16 protein-coding genes and 1 riboswitch are annotated in these 20,297 nt (G+C 40.3%); of the genes, 9 read left to right on the top strand and 7 right to left on the bottom strand.

Features of this window, described 5'->3' with window-relative positions; genetic code table 11:
• The first annotated feature begins 228 nt into the window (after window positions 1-228).
• The 4 genes from FC093_RS09570 to FC093_RS09585 all read left to right on the top strand — a co-directional run bounded on the left by FC093_RS09570 (window position 229) and on the right by FC093_RS09585 (window position 4,104).
• The gene (locus FC093_RS09570) at window positions 229-1,761 is read left to right on the top strand and encodes a hypothetical protein (protein WP_137261552.1); all 1,533 of its coding nucleotides are present in this window, start codon (window positions 229-231) and stop codon (window positions 1,759-1,761) included.
• A 9-nt stretch (window positions 1,762-1,770) separates the two neighbouring features.
• Window positions 1,771-2,751, top strand: coding sequence for a DUF6427 family protein (locus tag FC093_RS09575; RefSeq protein ID WP_137261553.1), 981 nt, complete (start codon window positions 1,771-1,773; stop codon window positions 2,749-2,751).
• Window positions 2,752-2,877: 126 nt separating this feature from the next.
• Window positions 2,878-3,558 (top strand): phosphoribosylformylglycinamidine synthase subunit PurQ, encoded by a 681-nt coding sequence (purQ, locus tag FC093_RS09580; protein WP_137261554.1) that lies wholly within the window; start codon window positions 2,878-2,880, stop codon window positions 3,556-3,558.
• A 93-nt stretch (window positions 3,559-3,651) separates the two neighbouring features.
• Window positions 3,652-4,104 (top strand): protein-disulfide reductase DsbD domain-containing protein, encoded by a 453-nt coding sequence (locus tag FC093_RS09585; protein WP_170971044.1) that lies wholly within the window; start codon window positions 3,652-3,654, stop codon window positions 4,102-4,104.
• Window positions 4,105-4,187: 83 nt separating this feature from the next.
• Here the strand turns inward: FC093_RS09585 and FC093_RS09590 are convergent, their stop codons facing one another.
• From FC093_RS09590 to FC093_RS09615, 6 genes are all read right to left on the bottom strand, one after another.
• On the bottom strand, window positions 4,188-5,624 hold the full coding sequence (locus FC093_RS09590) for a TolC family protein (RefSeq protein ID WP_137261556.1): 1,437 nt from the start codon (window positions 5,622-5,624) through the stop codon (window positions 4,188-4,190).
• Between the two features lie 64 nt (window positions 5,625-5,688).
• Complete coding sequence (locus tag FC093_RS09595; RefSeq protein WP_137261557.1) at window positions 5,689-6,381, bottom strand: ABC transporter ATP-binding protein; 693 nt, start codon at window positions 6,379-6,381, stop codon at window positions 5,689-5,691.
• A 452-nt stretch (window positions 6,382-6,833) separates the two neighbouring features.
• Window positions 6,834-7,256: a DUF6934 family protein gene (locus tag FC093_RS09600; protein WP_137261558.1), complete on the bottom strand. Its 423-nt coding sequence runs from the start codon at window positions 7,254-7,256 to the stop codon at window positions 6,834-6,836.
• A 51-nt stretch (window positions 7,257-7,307) separates the two neighbouring features.
• The gene (locus FC093_RS09605) at window positions 7,308-8,489 is read right to left on the bottom strand and encodes a type 1 periplasmic-binding domain-containing protein (RefSeq protein ID WP_137261559.1); all 1,182 of its coding nucleotides are present in this window, start codon (window positions 8,487-8,489) and stop codon (window positions 7,308-7,310) included.
• A 45-nt stretch (window positions 8,490-8,534) separates the two neighbouring features.
• Window positions 8,535-10,070, bottom strand: a complete 1,536-nt coding sequence (gene guaA / locus FC093_RS09610) for a glutamine-hydrolyzing GMP synthase (protein ID WP_137261560.1) — start codon at window positions 10,068-10,070, stop codon at window positions 8,535-8,537.
• A gap of 395 nt (window positions 10,071-10,465) precedes the next feature.
• Window positions 10,466-11,071: a superoxide dismutase family protein gene (locus FC093_RS09615; protein ID WP_137261561.1), complete on the bottom strand. Its 606-nt coding sequence runs from the start codon at window positions 11,069-11,071 to the stop codon at window positions 10,466-10,468.
• A 489-nt stretch (window positions 11,072-11,560) separates the two neighbouring features.
• Here FC093_RS09615 and FC093_RS09620 point away from each other — a divergent pair, with 489 nt between their 5' ends.
• From FC093_RS09620 to FC093_RS09640, 5 genes are all read left to right on the top strand, one after another.
• Window positions 11,561-12,502 (top strand): ABC transporter ATP-binding protein, encoded by a 942-nt coding sequence (locus tag FC093_RS09620; RefSeq protein WP_240743254.1) that lies wholly within the window; start codon window positions 11,561-11,563, stop codon window positions 12,500-12,502.
• A gap of 22 nt (window positions 12,503-12,524) precedes the next feature.
• The gene (locus FC093_RS09625; RefSeq protein ID WP_137261562.1) at window positions 12,525-13,859 is read left to right on the top strand and encodes an ABC transporter permease; all 1,335 of its coding nucleotides are present in this window, start codon (window positions 12,525-12,527) and stop codon (window positions 13,857-13,859) included.
• Between the two features lie 172 nt (window positions 13,860-14,031).
• Window positions 14,032-14,225, top strand: a riboswitch (cobalamin riboswitch).
• Window positions 14,226-14,339: 114 nt separating this feature from the next.
• Window positions 14,340-15,311, top strand: coding sequence for a ribonucleoside-diphosphate reductase small subunit (locus tag FC093_RS09630; RefSeq protein ID WP_137261563.1), 972 nt, complete (start codon window positions 14,340-14,342; stop codon window positions 15,309-15,311).
• A 33-nt stretch (window positions 15,312-15,344) separates the two neighbouring features.
• Entirely contained in the window at window positions 15,345-17,735 is a 2,391-nt protein-coding gene (locus FC093_RS09635; protein ID WP_137261564.1) for a ribonucleoside-diphosphate reductase subunit alpha, read from the top strand.
• A gap of 211 nt (window positions 17,736-17,946) precedes the next feature.
• Window positions 17,947-18,420: a nucleoside deaminase gene (locus FC093_RS09640; protein ID WP_137261565.1), complete on the top strand. Its 474-nt coding sequence runs from the start codon at window positions 17,947-17,949 to the stop codon at window positions 18,418-18,420.
• Between the two features lie 254 nt (window positions 18,421-18,674).
• On the opposite strand, the gene FC093_RS09645 is transcribed toward FC093_RS09640, so the two are convergent.
• Entirely contained in the window at window positions 18,675-20,291 is a 1,617-nt protein-coding gene (locus FC093_RS09645; protein ID WP_137261566.1) for a hypothetical protein, read from the bottom strand.
• Window positions 20,292-20,297 lie beyond the last annotated feature (6 nt).

Here is a 20,297-nt window from a genome sequence, read left to right on the forward strand (position 1 = left end):
GAATAATGAAAAATTTAATTTTACGCTCTACGACTTACATTTATTAACCGCGTTTTGCTCAAAAAAAATATTCCTACCCTCACGGTACATACCTATAAAAATTGTATGGCAGCTTTAAACTTTTTGATAAAAATCTTTACTAATAATCTTAACATTACCATTATATTGCTGCACAGTAATAATACGTTGAAACCTTACATTTGTTAGTCATAAAAATTCTTTATTCTAATGCATAAAAAGCTTTGTTTTTTGATTGCTGCAGTGTGTGCTTTTGCTGTTACAAGCCTGTATGCTCAAACCATTGTATATTCCGAGCCGGACAGGAGTGATGCACGTGGGCTTAACTTTGAGATTATCGGTAAAATGAATAATCATTATCTTATTTATAAAAACATGCGCAACGATAATCATGTTTCTATATACGATAATGATATGCAATTGGTAACCAACGAAAAACTATCATTTTTACCCGATAAGATTATTAACTCTGATATTCTCGCATACAGAAATTTCTTTTACTTTTTTTATCAGTACCAGCATCGTAATGTAGTGTATGCCATGGCTGCAAAACTGGATGCCGATGCAAAAATTATAGGCGAGCCGCAAACGCTGGATACTACGCAGGTTAATTTTTTAGCCAACAACAAAGTGTACTCGTATATGGTAAGTGAAGACAAGCAGAAGATTGGGTTTGTAAAAATTAATACTAAAAACGAAAACAATTATTTTGTAACCTCCGTTATTTTCGATGACAGCCTTACACCGCTCAGCAAATCGTATATGAGCGTGGATATGCCGGAGCGCAATAGTTTTTTAACCGAGTTTACTATAGATAATGATGGCGATATTGCATTTGTGCGGGCAGCGGGCGGCGCGCAAAAAGACAACATTGTAAGCCTCTCGCTGATCTCCAAAAGAATGAACGATAACTTACCAAGAGTTCACGAACTGCCGCTCAATAAGATATACCTTGATGATGTGCGGGTAAAAGTAGATAATGATAATAAAAATTATCTCGTTACTTCTTTTTACACCAAAGCCCGCCGTGGCAATGTAGATGGTTTGTACGCTACTTTATACGATAAAACAAACGATAGCCTTATCAATACTACCTACACTACCTTTAGCGATGAATTGCGAAATAGTGTAAAAAGTAATGGTAACCCGCGCTTTGCCTTCAACGATTTCTTTTTGCAAAATATCGTAATGCGGAAGGATGGTGGATATGTAATAGCAGCAGAGTCGGTGTATTCTTCCTCACGCGGCAACCAGTACAATCGCTGGGATTATTTCAACAGTTATCCGTTTTATTCTCCCTCTGCTGCATACTATTATTATTCTTACAGCAATCCGTTTGGCTACTATTATCCCTGGAGCCGGGGTGGTTATGGCTTTCAAAACACGCGCTATTTTGCCGATAATATTGCTTTACTATCGTTCGATTCTACCGGCAATTTAACGTGGTCTAATGTGATCCACAAGTCGCAGTACGACGATAATACCGATAATTTTATTGGTTATACTACTATGAACACTGGCAGCGAAGTACATTTTTTGTACAATGAAACCGTGCGGAAAAATGTATTGCTTTCCGACCAGAGCATTACGCCCGATGGTCAGCTTACCCATAGCCCTACACTGCACAATCTCGACAGAGGTTACGAGTTTATGCCACGATTGGGCAAACAGGTGGGTGCAAAACAAATGATAATTCCATGCGCTTACAGGAATTATATTTGCTTTGCAAAAGTTGACTTTTAAACCAAGCCTGTGGTATCCATATTTCGGGAAAAATCTACTGCGAGTGTTTTTTGGCTCATACTGTTAAGCATTGTAGCACATGGTCATTTTCTGGTTCATCCGCCAGCAGTAATCGTTGCAGGCGGGTCAGCTGCTTTCTTCCGCTTTATGACGCCGCTTGCCGCCTTGCCAGATTTTGCGTTGATAATGCTATACCATGCTATTATTATCGTACAGGCGCTGCGCTTCAATACCGTACTCAACAACTTAAGAATGTTCCCAAAGCAGTACTTTATTACTGCTTTGTGTTACATTTTGCTTTCCGCTTTATACCCTGCGTGGGGCAATATTACACCGGCTTTGCTGGTTAATTTTTTAATCATCTGGGTATTTTCGTTATTATCCAGGCTATACGTTACCAACAGTGCCAAGCCAATTATTTACAACATTGGCTTTATCACCAGTGTGATTAGCATCCTGTATTTTCCGGCTGCTTTTCTGGTTATTGTGGCGTTTATTGCAGTAGGAAGCCTGCGTGCTTTTCGTACCAACGAGTGGATAGTGCTTTTGCTGGGCATACTTACGCCGCCTTATTTTATTGTTGTTATATCATTCCTTACCAATCATTTACACGCTATTCATACTTATCTGCCGCCGGTGCAGCTTCATGGCTTCAGTATAAAACAAAATATACCCATGATTGTTACTGCTGTTACAGGTTTGTATGTAGTTGCTGATGGCTTCCTCATGTGGAGCGCCAATTCGGGTAAAGCCGTAATGCAGGTACGCCGTTCCTGGGGCATTTTACTGATGCTATTTTTACTAAGTATTCCGCTTCTCTTCCTGCTACAGGAAGGCAACTTTGGCTACCTGGTTTTGGGCTTACTGCCGGCTGCTGCTATAGCCAGCAACACATTTATTTATAGCAAAAGCAATTTGTACCAAACTATTCTTTTCTGGATATTAATTACGGTGATAATTTATAATAATTGGTTTTGGTTAAAAACTTAAACGCTGCTTTAACGAGCGGCGGTTTAACTTTGCATCTCATTTATTCTCAAACATTCCCGCCTTTTACAGATAACGTGCAGCAGGTAAAACAACAGGCGGCTTAATTTAAAAACAAATTTATACATAATGAAATTTGGTGTTGTTGTTTTTCCGGGCTCCAATTGCGACCGCGATATGCAAAATGCGCTGCAGCACGACATGAATAAAGAAGTAATTATGCTGTGGCACAAAGACAAAGACCTCAGTATGTTTACTACTGATGATTGTATTGTACTGCCCGGCGGATTTTCGTACGGTGATTACCTGCGCTGCGGTGCTATTGCGCGCTTTAGTCCCATGATGCAAAGTGTGGTTGAGTTTGCAAATAAGGGCGGCAAAGTATTGGGTGTGTGCAATGGTTTCCAGATTTTGTGCGAGGCAGGCTTATTGCCAGGCGCGTTGCTGCGCAATGGGCATCAGCAGTTTGTGTGCAAAAACGTGTTTATAAAAGGGGCTGATTCGGAGGTATTAAAAATTCCGGTAGCACATGGCGAGGGCCGTTTTTATGCCGAGGATGTGGTGCTGGACGAGCTGGAGAAAAATGATCAGGTTGTCTTTAGATATTGTAATGAAAAGGGAGAAGTGGGCAGCGTAAATGATGTGGATCTTGCTTTGTACAATCCGAATGGCGCTGTGCGCAACATTGCCTGCATTAAAAACGAAACGGGCAATGTGTTTGGTATGATGCCACACCCCGAAAGAGCTACTTCGGTGGCATTGGGTAATGTGGATGGATTGAAAGTATTTGATCTGTTAGGATTAAATTAGGGAAATAAAAAAACACAGATTTTTCTGATGTGGTTTGGATTGAAGATTACGCTAAGAAAGTACTGATTGTACTGATTGATGAAAATAAACAATATGAAAAAAATTATCTTATTTTTTGCCTTGATAATAGCTGCAATTGCAGTGCAGGCGCAAACAGTAAATCCGGTGAAATGGTCGTATGCAGCTAAGAAAGTGAGCGACAAAGTATATCAGTTGGTGATTACGGCAACATTGCCATCGCCCTGGCATATCTATTCGCAATATACACCCGATGGTGGGCCGAAGCCAACAAAGATTGTTTATACCAAAAACCCATTGCTGGTAATTAACGGTGTACCCAAAGAGAATGGTTCACTTAAAACGGTGCACGATGACAACTTTGGAGTAGATGTAAAATACTTTGGCGAAAAAGTAGAATTTGTACAAACTGTTCAGCTAAAAACGGCTGCCAAAACCAGTGTAACCGGCACAATAAACTATATGGTGTGCAACGATAAAGAATGCCTGCCGCCTACGAAGCAACCTTTTGAAATAAAATTACAGTAAGTCATACAGTTTACTTTACATAAGGAAACAGCCCCCGATTGTGCAAATCGGGGCTGTTTGGTTTTATTATACTTATTCCTTAATTAAAAGAGCGGTTTAGATTGATAATAATCTAAAATTTTAGATCTTAAAATATAGTCGTAACGCGCAGATATTAAATTTGTCCTTGCCTTATCCACATTACTTTTTACTATCAGGTATTCTACAGAGGTAAACACCCCTTCATTAAACTTAATCTCGGCCGAACGGAACGACTCTTCAAAAGCTTTTACCTGCTGCTCTACCGTGGTATAGGTTTTAAAGGCAGCCTGCATATTTACATATGCCTGTTCTATAGCCTGCTTTAATTGCAGTTTGGTGGTTTGTTCTTCAAACGAAGTTTGCTTTTCGGTAATCTCTGCCTGCTTTACGCGGCTCTTTATTTGCAAGCCATTGAGTAACGGAATGGAAACGGTAAGATTGATGTATGAATTAAAGTTGTTTTTCCATTGGTTACCATAGCCAATTTTTGACTCTGCAAATGTGGGTTGCGGTGCATATACAGGTACTTTTTTATTATCTACCATTACATAGCTATCTGTAGGCGCATCCATAGAGGAAACTAATTGCTGAATACTGCCCGTGCTGGAATAATTGGTGCCCACGCCGCCATTCAAATAAATACGTGGATACAACTGCCCCTTAGCTGCTTTGATGCCGGCAACAGCACTGCTGTGGTGCAGTTCGGCAGCTTTTACAATCGCCAGGTTTTTGGATGCCTGTGCGTAAATATCATTTACCGCTCCTTCATACAGTACCGGTGTTGCTTCGTCATATACCCGAGCCAATACAATGTCTTCGCTATAAGAAATATTCATTAACTGAGCTAAGGTGAGCTTAGCCGTTTCCAGTGCATTTTTCGTAGTTACTACATTCAGTTCATCGGTGCTCAACTGACCTTTCATATCGTACAAAGTAGCAGGAGCAATAGCGCCTTCTTTATTCATTATCTCCAAGCGCTCTACCTGCTTGCGTGTTACGTCGGCCTGCTGGTTGGCAAGCGTAAGCTGATCCTGGTTGCTAAGCACAGACAGGTAAGCCAATATTACATTGATGGTGATGTAATCACGCTGCTGTTGTGCATCCATTTTGCCGGCTTCGAAGTTCAGCGAGTATTGTTTGATAGAATTTTGTACGCTAAAACCATTGAAAAGTGTAGCCGATCCATCCAGTCCATAATTAGCATAGTTTACACTTTGGTTGATATAGGTGTTGGTGTATGGATTAATATTGCGGCCCTGGTTGTTGCCATGAATGATGGCAGCATTCAGGTTGGGCAATAATTGTCCTTTAGCTAATTGCAGGTTTACCTTGTCACTTTGCATGGCGTACTCACTGCGTTTTACATCAATGTTATTAGCAACTGCCGTTTCAATACATTCTTTTAAGGTGAGTGGCGCATTTTGCCCTGTAGAATCCTGGGCAAAACTTTGAGAAAATAATAACCATAAACCTGCTGCCGCCAGCATTACTTTTTTCATAACAAATCAATTATTTATACCTGATAAAAACATTGCAATAAACAGCAATGCGAAAAATGTATTTTTAAGAATGTTGTAAAGAAGGGGTTTCTATTTTTTCAATTCTGCCGTCCATCAGGTGAATGATGCGGCTGCCGTACGCAGCATTTTTTTCGCTGTGTGTTACCTGTATAATAGTTACACCATCTTCTTTGTTTAGTTTGGTAAACAATTCCATGATTTCTTCGCCTTGCTTGGAGTTGAGATTGCCGGTTGGCTCATCGGCAAGGATTAGTTTGGGACTGGCAACGAGGGCACGTGCAATACCTACCAATTGTTGCTGCCCGCCCGAAAGTTGAGTGGGAAAAAGATCTTTTTTACCTACAATATTAAACCGGTCTAAAATATCTGCAACAATGGCTTTGCGTTCGCCGCTTTTGTGATTCTGGTAAATCAGTGGCGTTTCTATGTTTTCAAAAACAGTCAATTCATCTATCAGGTGATATGCCTGAAACACAAAGCCTATATGTGATTTATACAACTGCGAGCGTTGTTTTTCTTTTAATGAAAATACATCCTGGTCCATAAACATATAGGAACCTTCGGATGGTTGGTCAAGCATACCAATGATGTTTAGCAGCGTTGATTTGCCCGAGCCCGAAGGACCCATAATGGACACGAACTCGCCTTCGCCAATAGAAAGATTAATGTCTTTTAAAATAAATGTATGATTGCCGCCGATGGTTATCCATTTGGATATGTGCTGAAGTTGTATCATGAGATGCTTGTTTTAAAATAGTTAGGAGCAGTTGTTCAACGGGTATGCCAATGTACCAAACCCTTTACTGGTAAGGATTTGAAGAGTTAGTACAAAAGCAGGTGTGCGAATTCGGACACTTATTGTACGAAATTAACAGGAAACATTTGATAGTGTTAATCTATATGAGCTGCTAATGAAGCGAAATTCGTCAGACAGCGTAGCATAAAACTTAATATAATGGGTAGTGCCGGTGTTGCAAGTCTCAGTCAAATTTAGAAATACCAAATTTTTTCAGTATAAAATTGGCTCTGTCCACTTTGTCCTTAAATAAAAGCTGGTCGTCATACTTACCTTGTAACGAGAGCTTTATTGTACAGTCTTTTTGAGTCTTTTTAACTGCTGTCTTTGTTTTTTAATCTTCATAGTCTCACAAATTTAATGTTTTTGCCGCACAGAAAAAGCATGATAGATTATGCTTTGCGAAATGGTTCGCAATCCATGTCTGTCAGCCCGTGTACAGAAAAATCTTGCTTAATAGTAACAAGATTATTAGTGATGCACATGCGGTAAAGTCTTGTCCGGGGGGGTGTACTTCCGGATGCAATAACAACTGCATCTGGATTGTGATCAGTAAACAGGTAAAGTGTCCTGATTATGGTAGTTAATACTTTCTGATTGTCATTATTGTTGGTAACACTTAGGTCGCTGATGGAGCCCGAAACAGGCTCTTTATCGCTAAAGCCAAGATCGTAAATACCTTTTACATCGCTTTTACGATAACAGACAGCTTTGTGATGGCGCCTTTTGGTGCCGATGCTAATAAACTTAAAATTTAAAAAGTCTGGTGAACTGTCAATGTGATAGCAGTTGTGAAGCGTATAAAACAGGAACACCTGCTTTTAGCCAATTCTTAAAGAGCTTGCGCATTGCCACAATAAATCTCTCTAACGCGCTAACTCAACAACTGATACTACCAATCCATTTACTTTTTTTACAAAATACAGGTTTTGATTTTCCAAATATGATGGCACAAAAGAGGTATCGGTCATCATTACCGGGCGGATGGAAAAGTTGTTGGAGACTACATATTTGTTCTCGGATAAATGATTGATAAAATCATATTTATAATCTAAGAGCAAATGCGTAAAATGGTACATGGCTTCGTAGCCTTTATATACCATATCGCTCGGGCGCGTAAAAAATTTATCGCGGTAAGACTGGCTGATGTTGTAGCCAATGCTATCACTGCGTGAGTAGTTGTAAGGGGTGGAATAAATAATTTCAAGGCTGTTACAATCAAGCTTGTTAAGCTCGCGAATTCCATCCCAGTTGGGCATGCCTATCAGTGTGGTTTTGTATTGCGGATTTTCGCAAAGTGCCTTGGCAATGGTTCCTGTAAAGGTAGGGTTAAGCGAGCCACACACCAGCACGTTTGTTCTGGTGCTATCTAAATACGGTATCAGATTATTAATACTTACTTCCTCATTATTCAATGTGAGCGTGCGGTACGTAAGATTAAAAGCACCCGGATTATTGGCTTTAAAATCTGCCAGCACCCTGTTTTCCAGTGGCTCATTGCGTGTAATAAACACCGGTTTTGCACCCGCATAATTTTGCTGTACATACCTGAACACACCATTAACGTGTGTTTTTAAAGTAGAATTGAGCAAAATAAAAAACGGATTATCCGTTACATTAGCATCGTTTGGGTAAGTGGCAGAAACCACCGGAATATTGTAGTAAAAAGAGAAGTCGGAGACTGCTTTTTGCTCATCGGTATTATTAAGCGAAGCAATGATAAGCGAAAAGTTCTGGAAAGACATGCTTCTGAGAATAGCATTAATATCAGTATCTTTCTTTTTAGTATCATACACCCACACTTCTATGTTGGCATGTTCTTTTTGTAAAGTATCTACTGCCAGCATTACACCATTATAAAAATCCAGTCCTGTTAAAATATACTGTGGAATAAATTTATTGCCTAACTGATAGGTATAATCACTAAAGGCAGAATCGAGATACAGCGGAGCCAGCACAGCTATCTTTTGCCGTGCAGGTGGCTGCGCAATAATGTGATCACTAAAAACAATCAGTACAGCAAAAAGAACGATAAACTTTTGTTTCATTAGCATGTACAAATAATAAAAAAATTTTGCTAATAAAAGCAAAAATTATTCCCACTCAATAGTTGCAGGTGGCTTGCTGCTGATGTCGTACACTACGCGGTTAATGCCGCGCACATTATTTATAATTTCGTTAGATACATGTGCCAGGAATTCGTAGGGGAGATGTGCCCAATCCGCCGTCATACCATCTACAGAAGTTACGGCACGTAAGGCAACGGTATATTCATACGTTCTTTCATCGCCCATTACACCTACGCTTTTTACCGGCAATAATATGGCGCCAGCCTGCCATATTGTATCGTATAAGGAATATTCTTTTAAAGCTTTGATGTAAATGTCATCTGCTTGTTGCAATAAGGCTACTTTTTCTTCAGTTATGTCGCCCAAAATACGGATGGCTAAACCGGGTCCGGGAAACGGATGCCGCTGAATCATAGCCGCCGGAATACCTAATTCCAAACCTACTTTGCGCACTTCGTCTTTAAACAAAAAACGTAATGGCTCCACCAGTTGCAGGTGCATTTTCTCGGGCAAGCCGCCCACATTATGATGCGATTTGATAGTAACAGAAGGACCATGAACACTTACACTTTCTATTACGTCGGGGTAAATAGTACCCTGTCCCAAAAACTGCGCTTCCGGTATTTTGGCAGCTTCCTGCTGAAACACTTCAATGAACAATCTGCCAATGGTTTTGCGCTTGGCTTCAGGATCGGTTTTACCTTTTAATTCATCATAAAACAATTGTTTTGCATCAATACCCGTTACATTCAGCCCAATATTTTTATAGGTATTCAACACCTGCTCAAACTCGTCTTTGCGCAGCACGCCATTATCTACAAAAATGCCATGCAACCGGTCTCCGATAGCACGGCTAATAAGTGTTGCGGCTACGCTGCTGTCCACCCCGCCACTTAAAGCCATAATCACGTGCGCATCACCTATCTGCAGTTTTAATTGTTCAATAGTTTCCTGAACAAAAGATGCAGGCGTCCAATTTTGCGAGCAGTGGCACACATTTACCAAAAAGTTTTTCAAAATCTTTTTGCCTTCGCTGGAATGATATACTTCTGGGTGAAACTGCAGGCCATACAGCGGGCGTGTATCGTGTGTCTTTTGCTTGAATGCAGCTACAGGAATGCTTTCTGTAGTGGCTAAAACTTCAAAGGTAACCGGCAACTCGCTGATGGAATCGCTGTGGCTCATCCACACCTGTGAGTTATCGGTTACATTTTGCAATAGGGCATCCGGCTGTCGAATGTGCAGTTTGGCACGGCCGTACTCGCGTTTGTTGGATTTACCTACTTGTCCGCCGTACAGTTTTGCGGTAAGCTGCGCGCCATAGCAAATGCCCAGTACCGGCACATCTTTTACAAACTCCGGCACTTCTGCCAGCGGCGCATTTGTATCATTCACGCTAAATGGCGAGCCGCTGAGGATAATGCCTTTAAGCGATGCATCAATGGTGAACGGCTTGAGGTACGGAATAATTTCACAATAAACATTGGCCTCGCGTACCGCGCGTGCAATTAATTGAGTGTACTGACTTCCAAAGTCTAGTATAAGAATTTTTTCGGTCATTTGGCGCGAAGGTAATGATTTGTAAATCTTGATGAATTTGGTTTATTGATCGTGATGGAGCTGATATAAAACAGTTCATACTGATGTGAAGAAATTGCTATACTTTCTTTTTAAACTATAACCGGCAATTCTAATTCATGTATTTTTCTCGTACGATAAGTGTACTCAACTAACGGATAATGCAACTTTTTGCTTTATTCGTACCAATCATCTATTTGAACAGGATTCATTTAATACCTGAATGCTTCTTCTTTTAACGGTTTAACGCCTTTACCGGTGTTCTTCACCGGCAAATAGGTATCAGTTTGGTGAAGAACACCGGCAAAGGCGAAAAAACAGAAAAGCCTTTGAATGAACAAAGGCTTTTCTGTTTATATGCTAAATTGCTTTTTACTTTATTTAATAACACCGCAGCCAATTCTGGAACCCGCATTGCCTGATGGCTGAGACTTATAATCGTCCACTCCGCTATGTACAATAATTGCCCTGTTTAATACACTGCTGGTAGTATCTGAACCAAGTGTCCATAAATCGGTAGTCATTTCCATAGTGCCTTTACCTTGTGCATCTAATTTCACATTGCCTATATCGCCCAGGTGAAAGCTATCCACGCCCCATTTGCCATGCGGCGCATGTGTTGGATTCCAGTGGCCATGAGAGGCATTACCATTATCACCACAATCCGGATGCTCATGTAAATGAACCGCTACCGTTTTGTTTGCCATTTTAGGTATAGTTAAATCAAGCATCATTTTTACCTTTCCATTATCAGCATCAAAAGTAGCCTTACCATCAACGGTAGTATCGGCTTTAGTGCCGGTTATCACAGCTTCCGCATGTGTAGCAGGGGCTGAAGATGTACTCATTGTATCTGTTGACATAGCAGTGGACGCAGAATCGCCGGTGTTTTCTGTTGACGCTGAACCTCCGCAGGAAATAATGGCTGATGCTGTAATTACTAACAAACACATCAATACGTGTTTAAGTTGCAAATGTTTCATAGTAGAGATTTTTTTAAAATGATCATTACTATATACAAATATCCTGCTTTCCTGCTAATATTAAAGAACTTTCATTTTGTATGCTGCAAGTCTCCTTTATATGCTTACCTAATAGCGGTATTCCGGGTCGGGTGTATAATGATCCTGTTTTAGTATAAAACAATTATTTTTTTTGCACAATGTATGCTCTCAAGGCATTGTATAGCAAAAGACATTGCAGGGAAGACAGTTTTATTTCAATTGTATAGTATGAGATAATTTCTTAAACTCTTGAATGCTTGTCTGTAAATCACTTTTTGAGATTCCTTGTATTATTGTTGCTTTGTTACCTTTAGTTACAACGCACTCATTTATAACAGTGTTTTTGCCATCCATTTTTCATAACCTATCGACCAACATATACATCTGCTTAGTTTACCATTCATATAAATTATCAATAAAAGTACCTTTACCATTTTCTGTCAATTATATTTGATATACTAAATGCACATGACAATGACTATTCTTAGTTTGGAGCATATCAAGAAATACTATGCTACACAAAAGGCGGTAGATGACATTTCTTTCTCTATTGAGCAAGGCAGTATTTTTGGTTTGCTGGGTCCTAATGGCGCCGGAAAGACTACGTTGCTGCGCATGATAACGGGCATCTTTTATCCTGATGAAGGCACTATTACTTTTGATGGTAAACGCTTTGATCCCCTGAATGATATTTCCAAAATCGGCTACATGCCCGAGGAGCGTGGCTTGTACAAGAAAATGAAAATAGGCGAGCAGGCGCTTTACCTCGCGCAGTTAAAAGGATTGAGTCGCCATGATGCGATGCAAAAAATAAAATACTGGTTTGAAAAGCTGGAAATGCAAAGCTGGTGGAACAAAAAAATTGAGGATTTAAGTAAGGGTATGAGTCAGAAACTACAGTTTGTAACCACCGTATTGCACGAGCCTAAACTCATTATTCTCGATGAACCCTTTAGCGGTTTGGACCCGCTGAATGCCAACCTGATAAAAGATGAAATTTTTAATCTGGCGCAGCGCGGCAGCACCATTATTTTCAGCACGCACCGCATGGAACAGGTAGAAGAAATATGCAATCATATTGTACTGGTGAATTTGGGTAAAAAAATACTGGACGGCACAGTAAAAGGTGTAAAGCAGGATTTCAAAGATAATGAATTTAGTATACAACTTGCCGAAGCACCACTATCTATTGCAAGCGATGCTTTTGATGTTGTTCATAGTGATGACAATCACAAACTGACAGTGAAAATTAAAAATGGTTACCGCAGCAACGATGTGTTGTTGTATTTTTTGCAGCAAGGCATTACTATCGAATCGTTTAGCGAGATCTTGCCCTCACTTAATGAAATATTTATCCGGCAGGTAGAAGGTACGCATGCCGTTACCCGTTCATTCCAAAAAATTGCTTAACCTTTTACCCAAAACTATTTGTATGAACAAAACCTCCCTCATTATCCAGCGTGAATACATCAGCCGTGTGCGCAACAAAACGTTCATAATTACCACTATACTTATGCCTTTGCTGTTTGTGCTGCTCATTGCAGGCTCTACTTATCTTAGCATTAAGGGTAAGGAGAACCTGAATATTGCCGTAATAGATAACAGTGGTTACTTTAAAGATAATCTGGAAAACAGCAGCAATATAGCTTTTAGTTTTCCTGCCGGTGTGGATACAAATAATTATATCAGTAAAGGGTATTCGGCTATTTTAATAATGCCACAATCAACCGGTAATAATGGCAATAATTATTTACTTCGCTCCAAAAAAAGCATTGGCATCGGCTCTAAAGAAACGATTGAAAACAAGATAGATGCAGCTATTGAAACTAAAATGCTGCAGGATGCCGGCATACAAAAAAGTCAGCTTGACTCCATACACTCGCAGTCGCAGGATGCTACGTTGAGTACGGTGGAAGAAGGCGATAACAATAGTACCAGAGAAAGCAACCAATGGCTGGCGTATGGCATTGGTTATGGCAGCGGCTTCCTTATTTATTTGACCATGCTTATTTATGGTATGATGGTATTGCGTGGTGTAATGGAAGAAAAAACCAACCGCATTGCCGAAGTGATTGTATCGAGCGTAAAGCCTTTTCAGTTAATGATGGGTAAAATCATTGGTATTGGCGCTGTGGGGCTTACGCAATTTTTGATATGGATTGTATTTATATTCCTGATCATGTTTGGCGTGCATTTGTTTGTATCGCCCGAAACGATGCAGCAGGTACAAGCAATGCAGCAAAGCGGTACTATGCCCGGCGCTGCAAGCAGCATCAATGCCAGCCAAAGCGCACAAACCATATATAATATTCAGCACATGGCGGACACGGTCAACTGGGGTTTGATTGTGGGTTGTTTTATATTCTACTTTTTGGGTGGTTATCTGTTTTATGCTTCACTTTTTGCGGCTATTGGCAGCGTGGTAGAAGATGTGCAAAACTCGCAAAGCCTTACGCTGCCTATTACTATGCCCATCATTTTTTCATTTATTGTAATGGCCAATGCAGTGCAAAATCCAGACTCCGGACTGGCAGTTTGGTGCAGTTTTATTCCGTTTAGCTCACCTATGGTAATGATGGCGCGCATTGCGTATGGTGTGCCTGGCACCGTGCCTTACTGGCAACTTATTGTGAGCATGTTAATGCTGGTAGCAGGTTTTTTATTTACTACCTGGCTGGCAGGCAAAATATACCGCACCGGTATTTTGCTGTATGGCAAAAAACCTACATGGGCACAAATGATGAAATGGGCATTCAGAAGAGCATAAAAGCATAATATAAAATAATATGAAAATGGCATACCGTACCGGCACATGGCCTTTTTAGCCGGTACGATTTAATAAATATTGCTGAAGATTCAGCAATATTTACTTCTATTCCCTTCAACAGTTTTCAACATCCGGTGCATAACAACGCCAGCGCCTTTCCATTTTAAGCTATTATTTTACACCCGATTTTGGTTGATAATACCATTTGGTATTTCATTAAAAGGGAATCCCGTGAAAATCGGGAACTATCCCCGTAGCTGTAAGCACCATTAGCAAGTTGTTTAATCTTCATGCCACTGTTTAAAAAACGGGAAGGCCTAAAACAACGGTGCAAGTCAGAAGACCTGCCAGAACCAGACAAAAAGTTACAATGCTTTCGGAGGAAAGGCATGGTACTGATGGGTTTTGCTGCGTGCACCAGCCTTTACTTTCAGCACTATACTTTTCCTCTGCAGGTAAAAATTTTTAAATTTTATTACCATGCAAGACAATCACGAAATGCTTCTTAAAGAAAACAAAGACCGGTTTGTTATTCTCCCTATCAATTACCCCAAAGTGTGGGAATATTACAAACGCCACGAAGCCAGCTTTTGGACTGCTGAGGAAATAGACCTTAGCGGCGATTTAAAAGACTGGGCATCGCTTAATGATGGTGAACGCCATTTTATTGCGCATGTGCTGGCATTTTTTGCAGCCAGCGACGGCATTGTAAACGAGAACCTTGCCGTAAACTTTATGAGCGAAGTACAACTACCCGAAGCAAGATGCTTTTACGGTTTTCAGATTATGATGGAAAACATACACAGCGAAACCTATGCACTGTTGATTGACACCTATATTAAAGACCCGCAGGAAAAACATACACTCTTTCACGCAATAGATACTGTACCTGCTGTGAAGAAGAAAGCAGAATGGGCTTTACGCTGGATTGAAAATGGAAATTTTGCGCAGCGGTTAGTAGCTTTTGCGGCGGTAGAAGGCATCTTTTTTAGCGGCAGCTTTTGTTCCATTTTTTGGCTGAAAAAAAGAGGTTTAATGCCGGGACTTACTTTCAGCAATGAATTAATCAGCCGCGACGAAGGATTGCATTGTGAGTTTGCCTGCTTGCTGTATAGTATGTTGAGCAATAAATTATCTGAAGAAGAAGTAAAAGCTATTATAGGTGATGCGGTAGCCATTGAAAAAGAATTTATTACCGAAGCATTACCTGTTGACCTGATTGGCATGAATGCAAAACTGATGCAACAATATATCGAGTTTGTAGCAGACAGATGGTTAATGGAATTGGGCTATTCAAAACTATTCAACAGCAACAATCCATTCGATTTTATGGAAATGATTTCGCTGCAAGGTAAGACCAACTTCTTTGAAAAAAGAGTAGGCGATTATCAGAAAGCCGGTGTGATGGCCAATAAAGAGGCGCAGGTTTTTTCGACAGAGGAAGATTTTTAATACTTATTTACTAACCTGAAAAATGCTAATACCATGTTTGTAATAAAAAGAAACGGCAAGCGGGAATCTGTAAAATTTGATAAAGTAACAGCCCGCATAGAAAAGCTGTCTTACAGCTTAAGTCCGTTAATAAATGTACATGAAGTAGCCAAGAAAACCATTGAAGGCATTTACGATGGTGTGCCTACCACCCAACTGGATAATCTTGCTGCAGAAACAGCGGCATCATTAACCACTGTTCATCCGGATTATGCAATACTGGCATCGAGAATAGCGGTGAGTAATTTGCATAAAAATACAACCAAATGCTTTTCTGCTACTATGCGAAAGCTGCATGGTTATACCGATAAAAAAACCCGAAAAAAGCTGCCGCTCATTGCAGATGATGTAATGCAGATAATAGAAGAACATGCAGACTTGCTGGACAGCACCATCATCTATGACCGCGACTATGGGTTTGATTATTTTGGATTTAAAACATTGGAAAAATCTTACCTGCTGCGCATGGACGATAAAATTGCAGAACGCCCGCAGCACATGTATATGCGGGTGGCCGTAGGCATTCACAAAAACGATATAGACGAGGTAATTAAAACGTATCATTTATTAAGTGAGCGCTGGTTTACACATGCAACACCTACTTTATTTAATGCAGGCACGCCCAAGCCGCAAATGAGCAGTTGCTTTTTATTATCTATGAAAGAAGATAGCATCAGCGGTATTTACGATACGCTGAAACAAACAGCCATGATCTCGCAGAGTGCCGGCGGCATTGGTTTGGCTATTCACAACATCAGAGCAACAGGAAGTTATATTGGCGGCACCAACGGAACAAGTAATGGCCTCGTTCCTATGCTTCGGGTGTTTAACGATACGGCAAGATATGTGGATCAGGGTGGCGGAAAACGCAAAGGCGCATTTGCCGTTTATCTGGAACCCTGGCATGCCGATGTGTTTGAATTTTTAGATTTAAGGAAAAATCATGGCAAAGAAGAATTAAGGGCGAGGGATTTATTTTATGCTTTGTGGATTCCTGATTTGTTTATGAAAAGGGTGGAAGAAGATGGAAACTGGAGTTTGTTTTGTCCTAACGAAGCACCGGGACTCAGTGAATGCTGGGGCGAGCAATTTGAAAAATTGTATGAACAGTACGAAGCTATTAGCAAAGCACGAAAAACCATTAAAGCACAGGAGTTATGGTTTGCCATTTTGCAATCGCAAATTGAAACGGGTACGCCGTATATGTTGTATAAAGATGCAGCCAACAGCAAAAGCAATCAGCAAAATATAGGTACCATCAAAAGCAGCAATTTATGTACAGAAATAATGGAATATACCAGTCCTGATGAAGTGGCAGTTTGCAACCTGGCTTCTATTGCTTTACCGAGGTTTGTTATGGATGGCAGGTTTGACCATGATAGATTATTTGAGGTCACTTATCAGATAACGAAAAACTTAAATAAAATTATTGACAACAATTATTATCCGGTAGCAGAAGCAAGCGCATCCAACTTAAAGCATCGTCCAATTGGCATAGGCGTGCAGGGGCTTGCAGACGTATTCATTTTATTGCGTTTGCCATTTGAGAGCGATTTAGCAAAGATGCTGAACAAAAATATTTTTGAAACCATCTACTTTGCCGCAATGACTGCCAGTAAAGATTTAGCCAAAGCAAACGGCGCTTATGCATCATTCGCAGGTTCACCGGTTTCAAAAGGCATTTTCCAGTTTGATATGTGGGGAGTACATCCATCCGACCGTTGGGACTGGGCAACGCTGAAAGCGGAAGTAAAACAATATGGTATAAGAAATTCTTTACTGCTTGCACCTATGCCTACTGCATCCACTTCACAAATATTAGGCAACAACGAATGTTTTGAACCTTACACATCCAATATTTATACAAGAAGGGTTTTAAGTGGTGAGTTTATAGTAGTAAACAAACACCTGTTGAAAGATCTTATTGAATTGGGCTTGTGGAATAATGATATAAAAAACAGCATTATTGCTGCAAATGGTTCTATTCAGCATATTGCTGAAATTCCAGCGGAAATAAAAGCATTGTATAAAACTGTATGGGAAATAAAGCAACGCCATATTATTGATATGGCAGCAGACAGAGGCGCATTTATTTGCCAATCGCAGTCATTGAGTTTATTTGTTGATCATCCAACCACATCCAAACTTACTTCTATGCACTTTTATGCATGGAAAAAAGGATTAAAAACAGGTATGTATTACCTGCGTACACAGGCTGCTACGCAAGCGGTTCAGTTTACGGTAGATAAAAAAAGGAGTAAAATAATAGAAACTTCAACTTTAAAAACAGAACCTGAAAAAAATGCTTCCAACAGTGTAGAGTACATACAAACAGATGGTGCTACATGTAGTATGCAGGATGGATGTATAAGCTGCGGCTCATAAGTCTGGCAATCGTAAACCAATTGCTGGTTTGGTGATGATAGTTGTAATAATTTTTACCAAGCAGATTCCTTAAAAACAGTTGGCATTAGTATTGAATACATGTGCGTATAAAATGATTGAAACAAGCATTTTTATGGAGTAGTACAACTGCCTTTCAGACAGTTGTACTACTCCAATTTTCTACTTTCGATACTAAACATTCAACTATCTAATGAGCGATCATCAACATTTTATAAACGCAGCGGTACGTATGTCGCAGCAAGGAATGCGCAATAATGAGGGCGGACCATTTGGCTGTGTAATTGTGAAAGACGGCGAAATTGTAGGCAAAGGCAATAATCGCGTTTTAGCCGATAATGATCCCACTGCACACGCTGAAGTTGTTGCCATCCGCGATGCCTGTAAAAATTTGCACACTTTTCAGTTAACCGGTTGTGACGTATATACTTCGTGCGAGCCCTGCCCGATGTGTATGGGCGCCATCTATTGGGCTCGGCCGCGGGCCGTTTATTATGCCAATACACGTCAGCAGGCGGCGGCTATTGGCTTTGACGATGAAGTGGTATATACAGAACTGCAAAAGGAGATAACTGACCGCAGCATTCCCATGCATTGCATCATCAGCGAAGAGGCGGTAGCTGTATTTAAAGAATGGGAAGAAAGAGGGAATAAACATTTGTATTAATTTTCTTTCACCGCGGAGAACAGAGAAGCTGTGTTAAGGGTTAAGGCAAGATTACTTTTTATAAATAATCTTGTTATTCGCTTAAAAAGAAGCTTTTATAGTTTGTAAAATATGCTGCAAAACCTATGTTAATACCATTCAACGTAGATCCTTCAGTTAATCAGTAAAGATAAATCAGTTGCGTAATCTTACTAATCCGCACAACTTCATTTAATATGGTATAACTCCTGTTCCCTGCAGTGAAAAGAAAAGGCCTAATAATCGTAATAATTATTAAACAAATTTGTTTTTATACCAACGGAAAACAGCATTTCGGATTGCTTAATGCCGGTGCCCCAACGCCTGCGATAGATTGCATCAGCCTGCACGCTTAACCGGTTTTTAGGATTGATAAGATAACCTGCTGAAAGCTGGTTGTAGAAATATTTTACCTTATTGCCCTGCAAGGTTTTATCACCAAAACGGATAATATCTTCCTCACCGCCCCATAGGTCTTCCCCATTGTTAAAGCTCGCTGGTTTATCTGCCGGACGCTCGCCCCTGATAGTAAACAGGTTTTCCATGGAGCCGTACCAGCGTTTGTTGGTATAGTTAAAGATAGAAATAAACTCATGGAAGTTAGCTGCAAACGGATCGGTAAGTGACTGATAATAATGGGTGTAATTGAGGCTGATGTTGTTGCCGACTCCATGCCCGTACACATAAGGGCGCACCCCATTCCATTCCAGGCGCCAGGTAAGATCTTTTACACCAAATACATTATTGTTCCATACGCCCAGTTGCAGCGCATATTTATTGCCATAAAACTGCCTGCCGCTATCCAGCGAAGCACCAATAAATAAGTCATCCAGGGCAAGTTGTCCATATACAAATCCCTGGTTAAAAGCTTTGTATTTAAAAGCTAAACCAATGATGGCATTGTCTGGCGAACCAATAGCAAACTCTATTGGCCGCATGTAAATAAGTGGGTTGAGATACGTAACATCAAAGCCACGGCGGAAATTGGTATCTCGGCCCAGCCAGGTGACCTGGTCAAAAACGCCTAACTGTAGCTTCTTCGATACATTGATACCGAGGTAGTGAATAGTGCTGTACTTTGGCTGACTTTTACCATCAACCAAATACCAGTATTTATTTTCATAACGATTATACAGTACATTATATGTAAGTTTCCACAGGCGCGCCTGCAACCGCAGGTAGGGATAACTGGTTGCGTTGTCTGATAAGAACAAACTACGGTAGCCATCGCCGATAAACTGCTTGCCATAACCGGCCGAAATAAGAAAATGTTTATTAGGGGTGTAAGTAAAATTGAGATTCACGTCGGCATAATTGAAACGCCTGTTTTTGCGCCGGTACGCTGCAATACTGCCTGGAATAATGTAGTTTTTGTTTACAATCAGGCTATCTACATATTGAGGAAATTGGTTGCTATGTCCTATAAAACTTGCATCAAAAGAGATTTTATTATTAATAACCGATTGCAAATGCAGGCCAGCCCCGCCACTAATGAGCGGTTTATCTTTTTCGGATGAAATGCCAATTGTACCATCGAGTACAGGATCTACTGCCAGCACACCGTTAGCACCGGCTGTTTTTATCCAGTTATCGGTGGTAAAATGGTTAAAAAAATAGCTGCCGTTTTCATTGGCATTCAACCCAAAAATACTATCTGTGATGGCTGTTTTCTGCAACACATTCAATTGTTGCAACTCCAGCCAGTTCATGCTGCGAAAAGAAGTATAAACAGACGAATCAGCATTGATTAGTAATTGGTTAAGTCTGTTTTGCACGTGTTGATTCAGCGGTATTTGCTGTGCAAATAAAACAGAGCTATATATGGTTAGTAGAAAAAGAAACAGTTTTCGCATGAATGA

Origin of the sequence: Ilyomonas limi, assembly GCF_005233845.1 — a bacterium.
GTDB classification, from domain to species: domain Bacteria; phylum Bacteroidota; class Bacteroidia; order Chitinophagales; family Chitinophagaceae; genus Ilyomonas; species Ilyomonas limi.

What these genes read in the sequence shown, in the direction of transcription:
- FC093_RS09595 (WP_137261557.1), bottom strand. Translation starts at nt 6,381, where the DNA reads ATGATACAACTTCAGCACATATCCAAATGGATAACCATCGGCGGCAAT.
- FC093_RS09630 (WP_137261563.1), top strand. Translation starts at nt 14,340, where the DNA reads ATGCAAGACAATCACGAAATGCTTCTTAAAGAAAACAAAGACCGGTTT.
- FC093_RS09585 (WP_170971044.1), top strand. Translation starts at nt 3,652, where the DNA reads ATGAAAAAAATTATCTTATTTTTTGCCTTGATAATAGCTGCAATTGCA.
- FC093_RS09570 (WP_137261552.1), top strand. Translation starts at nt 229, where the DNA reads ATGCATAAAAAGCTTTGTTTTTTGATTGCTGCAGTGTGTGCTTTTGCT.
- FC093_RS09635 (WP_137261564.1), top strand. Translation starts at nt 15,345, where the DNA reads ATGTTTGTAATAAAAAGAAACGGCAAGCGGGAATCTGTAAAATTTGAT.
- FC093_RS09625 (WP_137261562.1), top strand. Translation starts at nt 12,525, where the DNA reads ATGAACAAAACCTCCCTCATTATCCAGCGTGAATACATCAGCCGTGTG.
- guaA (WP_137261560.1), bottom strand. Translation starts at nt 10,070, where the DNA reads ATGACCGAAAAAATTCTTATACTAGACTTTGGAAGTCAGTACACTCAA.
- FC093_RS09620 (WP_240743254.1), top strand. Translation starts at nt 11,561, where the DNA reads ATGACAATGACTATTCTTAGTTTGGAGCATATCAAGAAATACTATGCT.
- FC093_RS09590 (WP_137261556.1), bottom strand. Translation starts at nt 5,624, where the DNA reads ATGAAAAAAGTAATGCTGGCGGCAGCAGGTTTATGGTTATTATTTTCT.
- purQ (WP_137261554.1), top strand. Translation starts at nt 2,878, where the DNA reads ATGAAATTTGGTGTTGTTGTTTTTCCGGGCTCCAATTGCGACCGCGAT.
- FC093_RS09615 (WP_137261561.1), bottom strand. Translation starts at nt 11,071, where the DNA reads ATGAAACATTTGCAACTTAAACACGTATTGATGTGTTTGTTAGTAATT.
- FC093_RS09605 (WP_137261559.1), bottom strand. Translation starts at nt 8,489, where the DNA reads ATGAAACAAAAGTTTATCGTTCTTTTTGCTGTACTGATTGTTTTTAGT.
- FC093_RS09640 (WP_137261565.1), top strand. Translation starts at nt 17,947, where the DNA reads ATGAGCGATCATCAACATTTTATAAACGCAGCGGTACGTATGTCGCAG.
- FC093_RS09645 (WP_137261566.1), bottom strand. Translation starts at nt 20,291, where the DNA reads ATGCGAAAACTGTTTCTTTTTCTACTAACCATATATAGCTCTGTTTTA.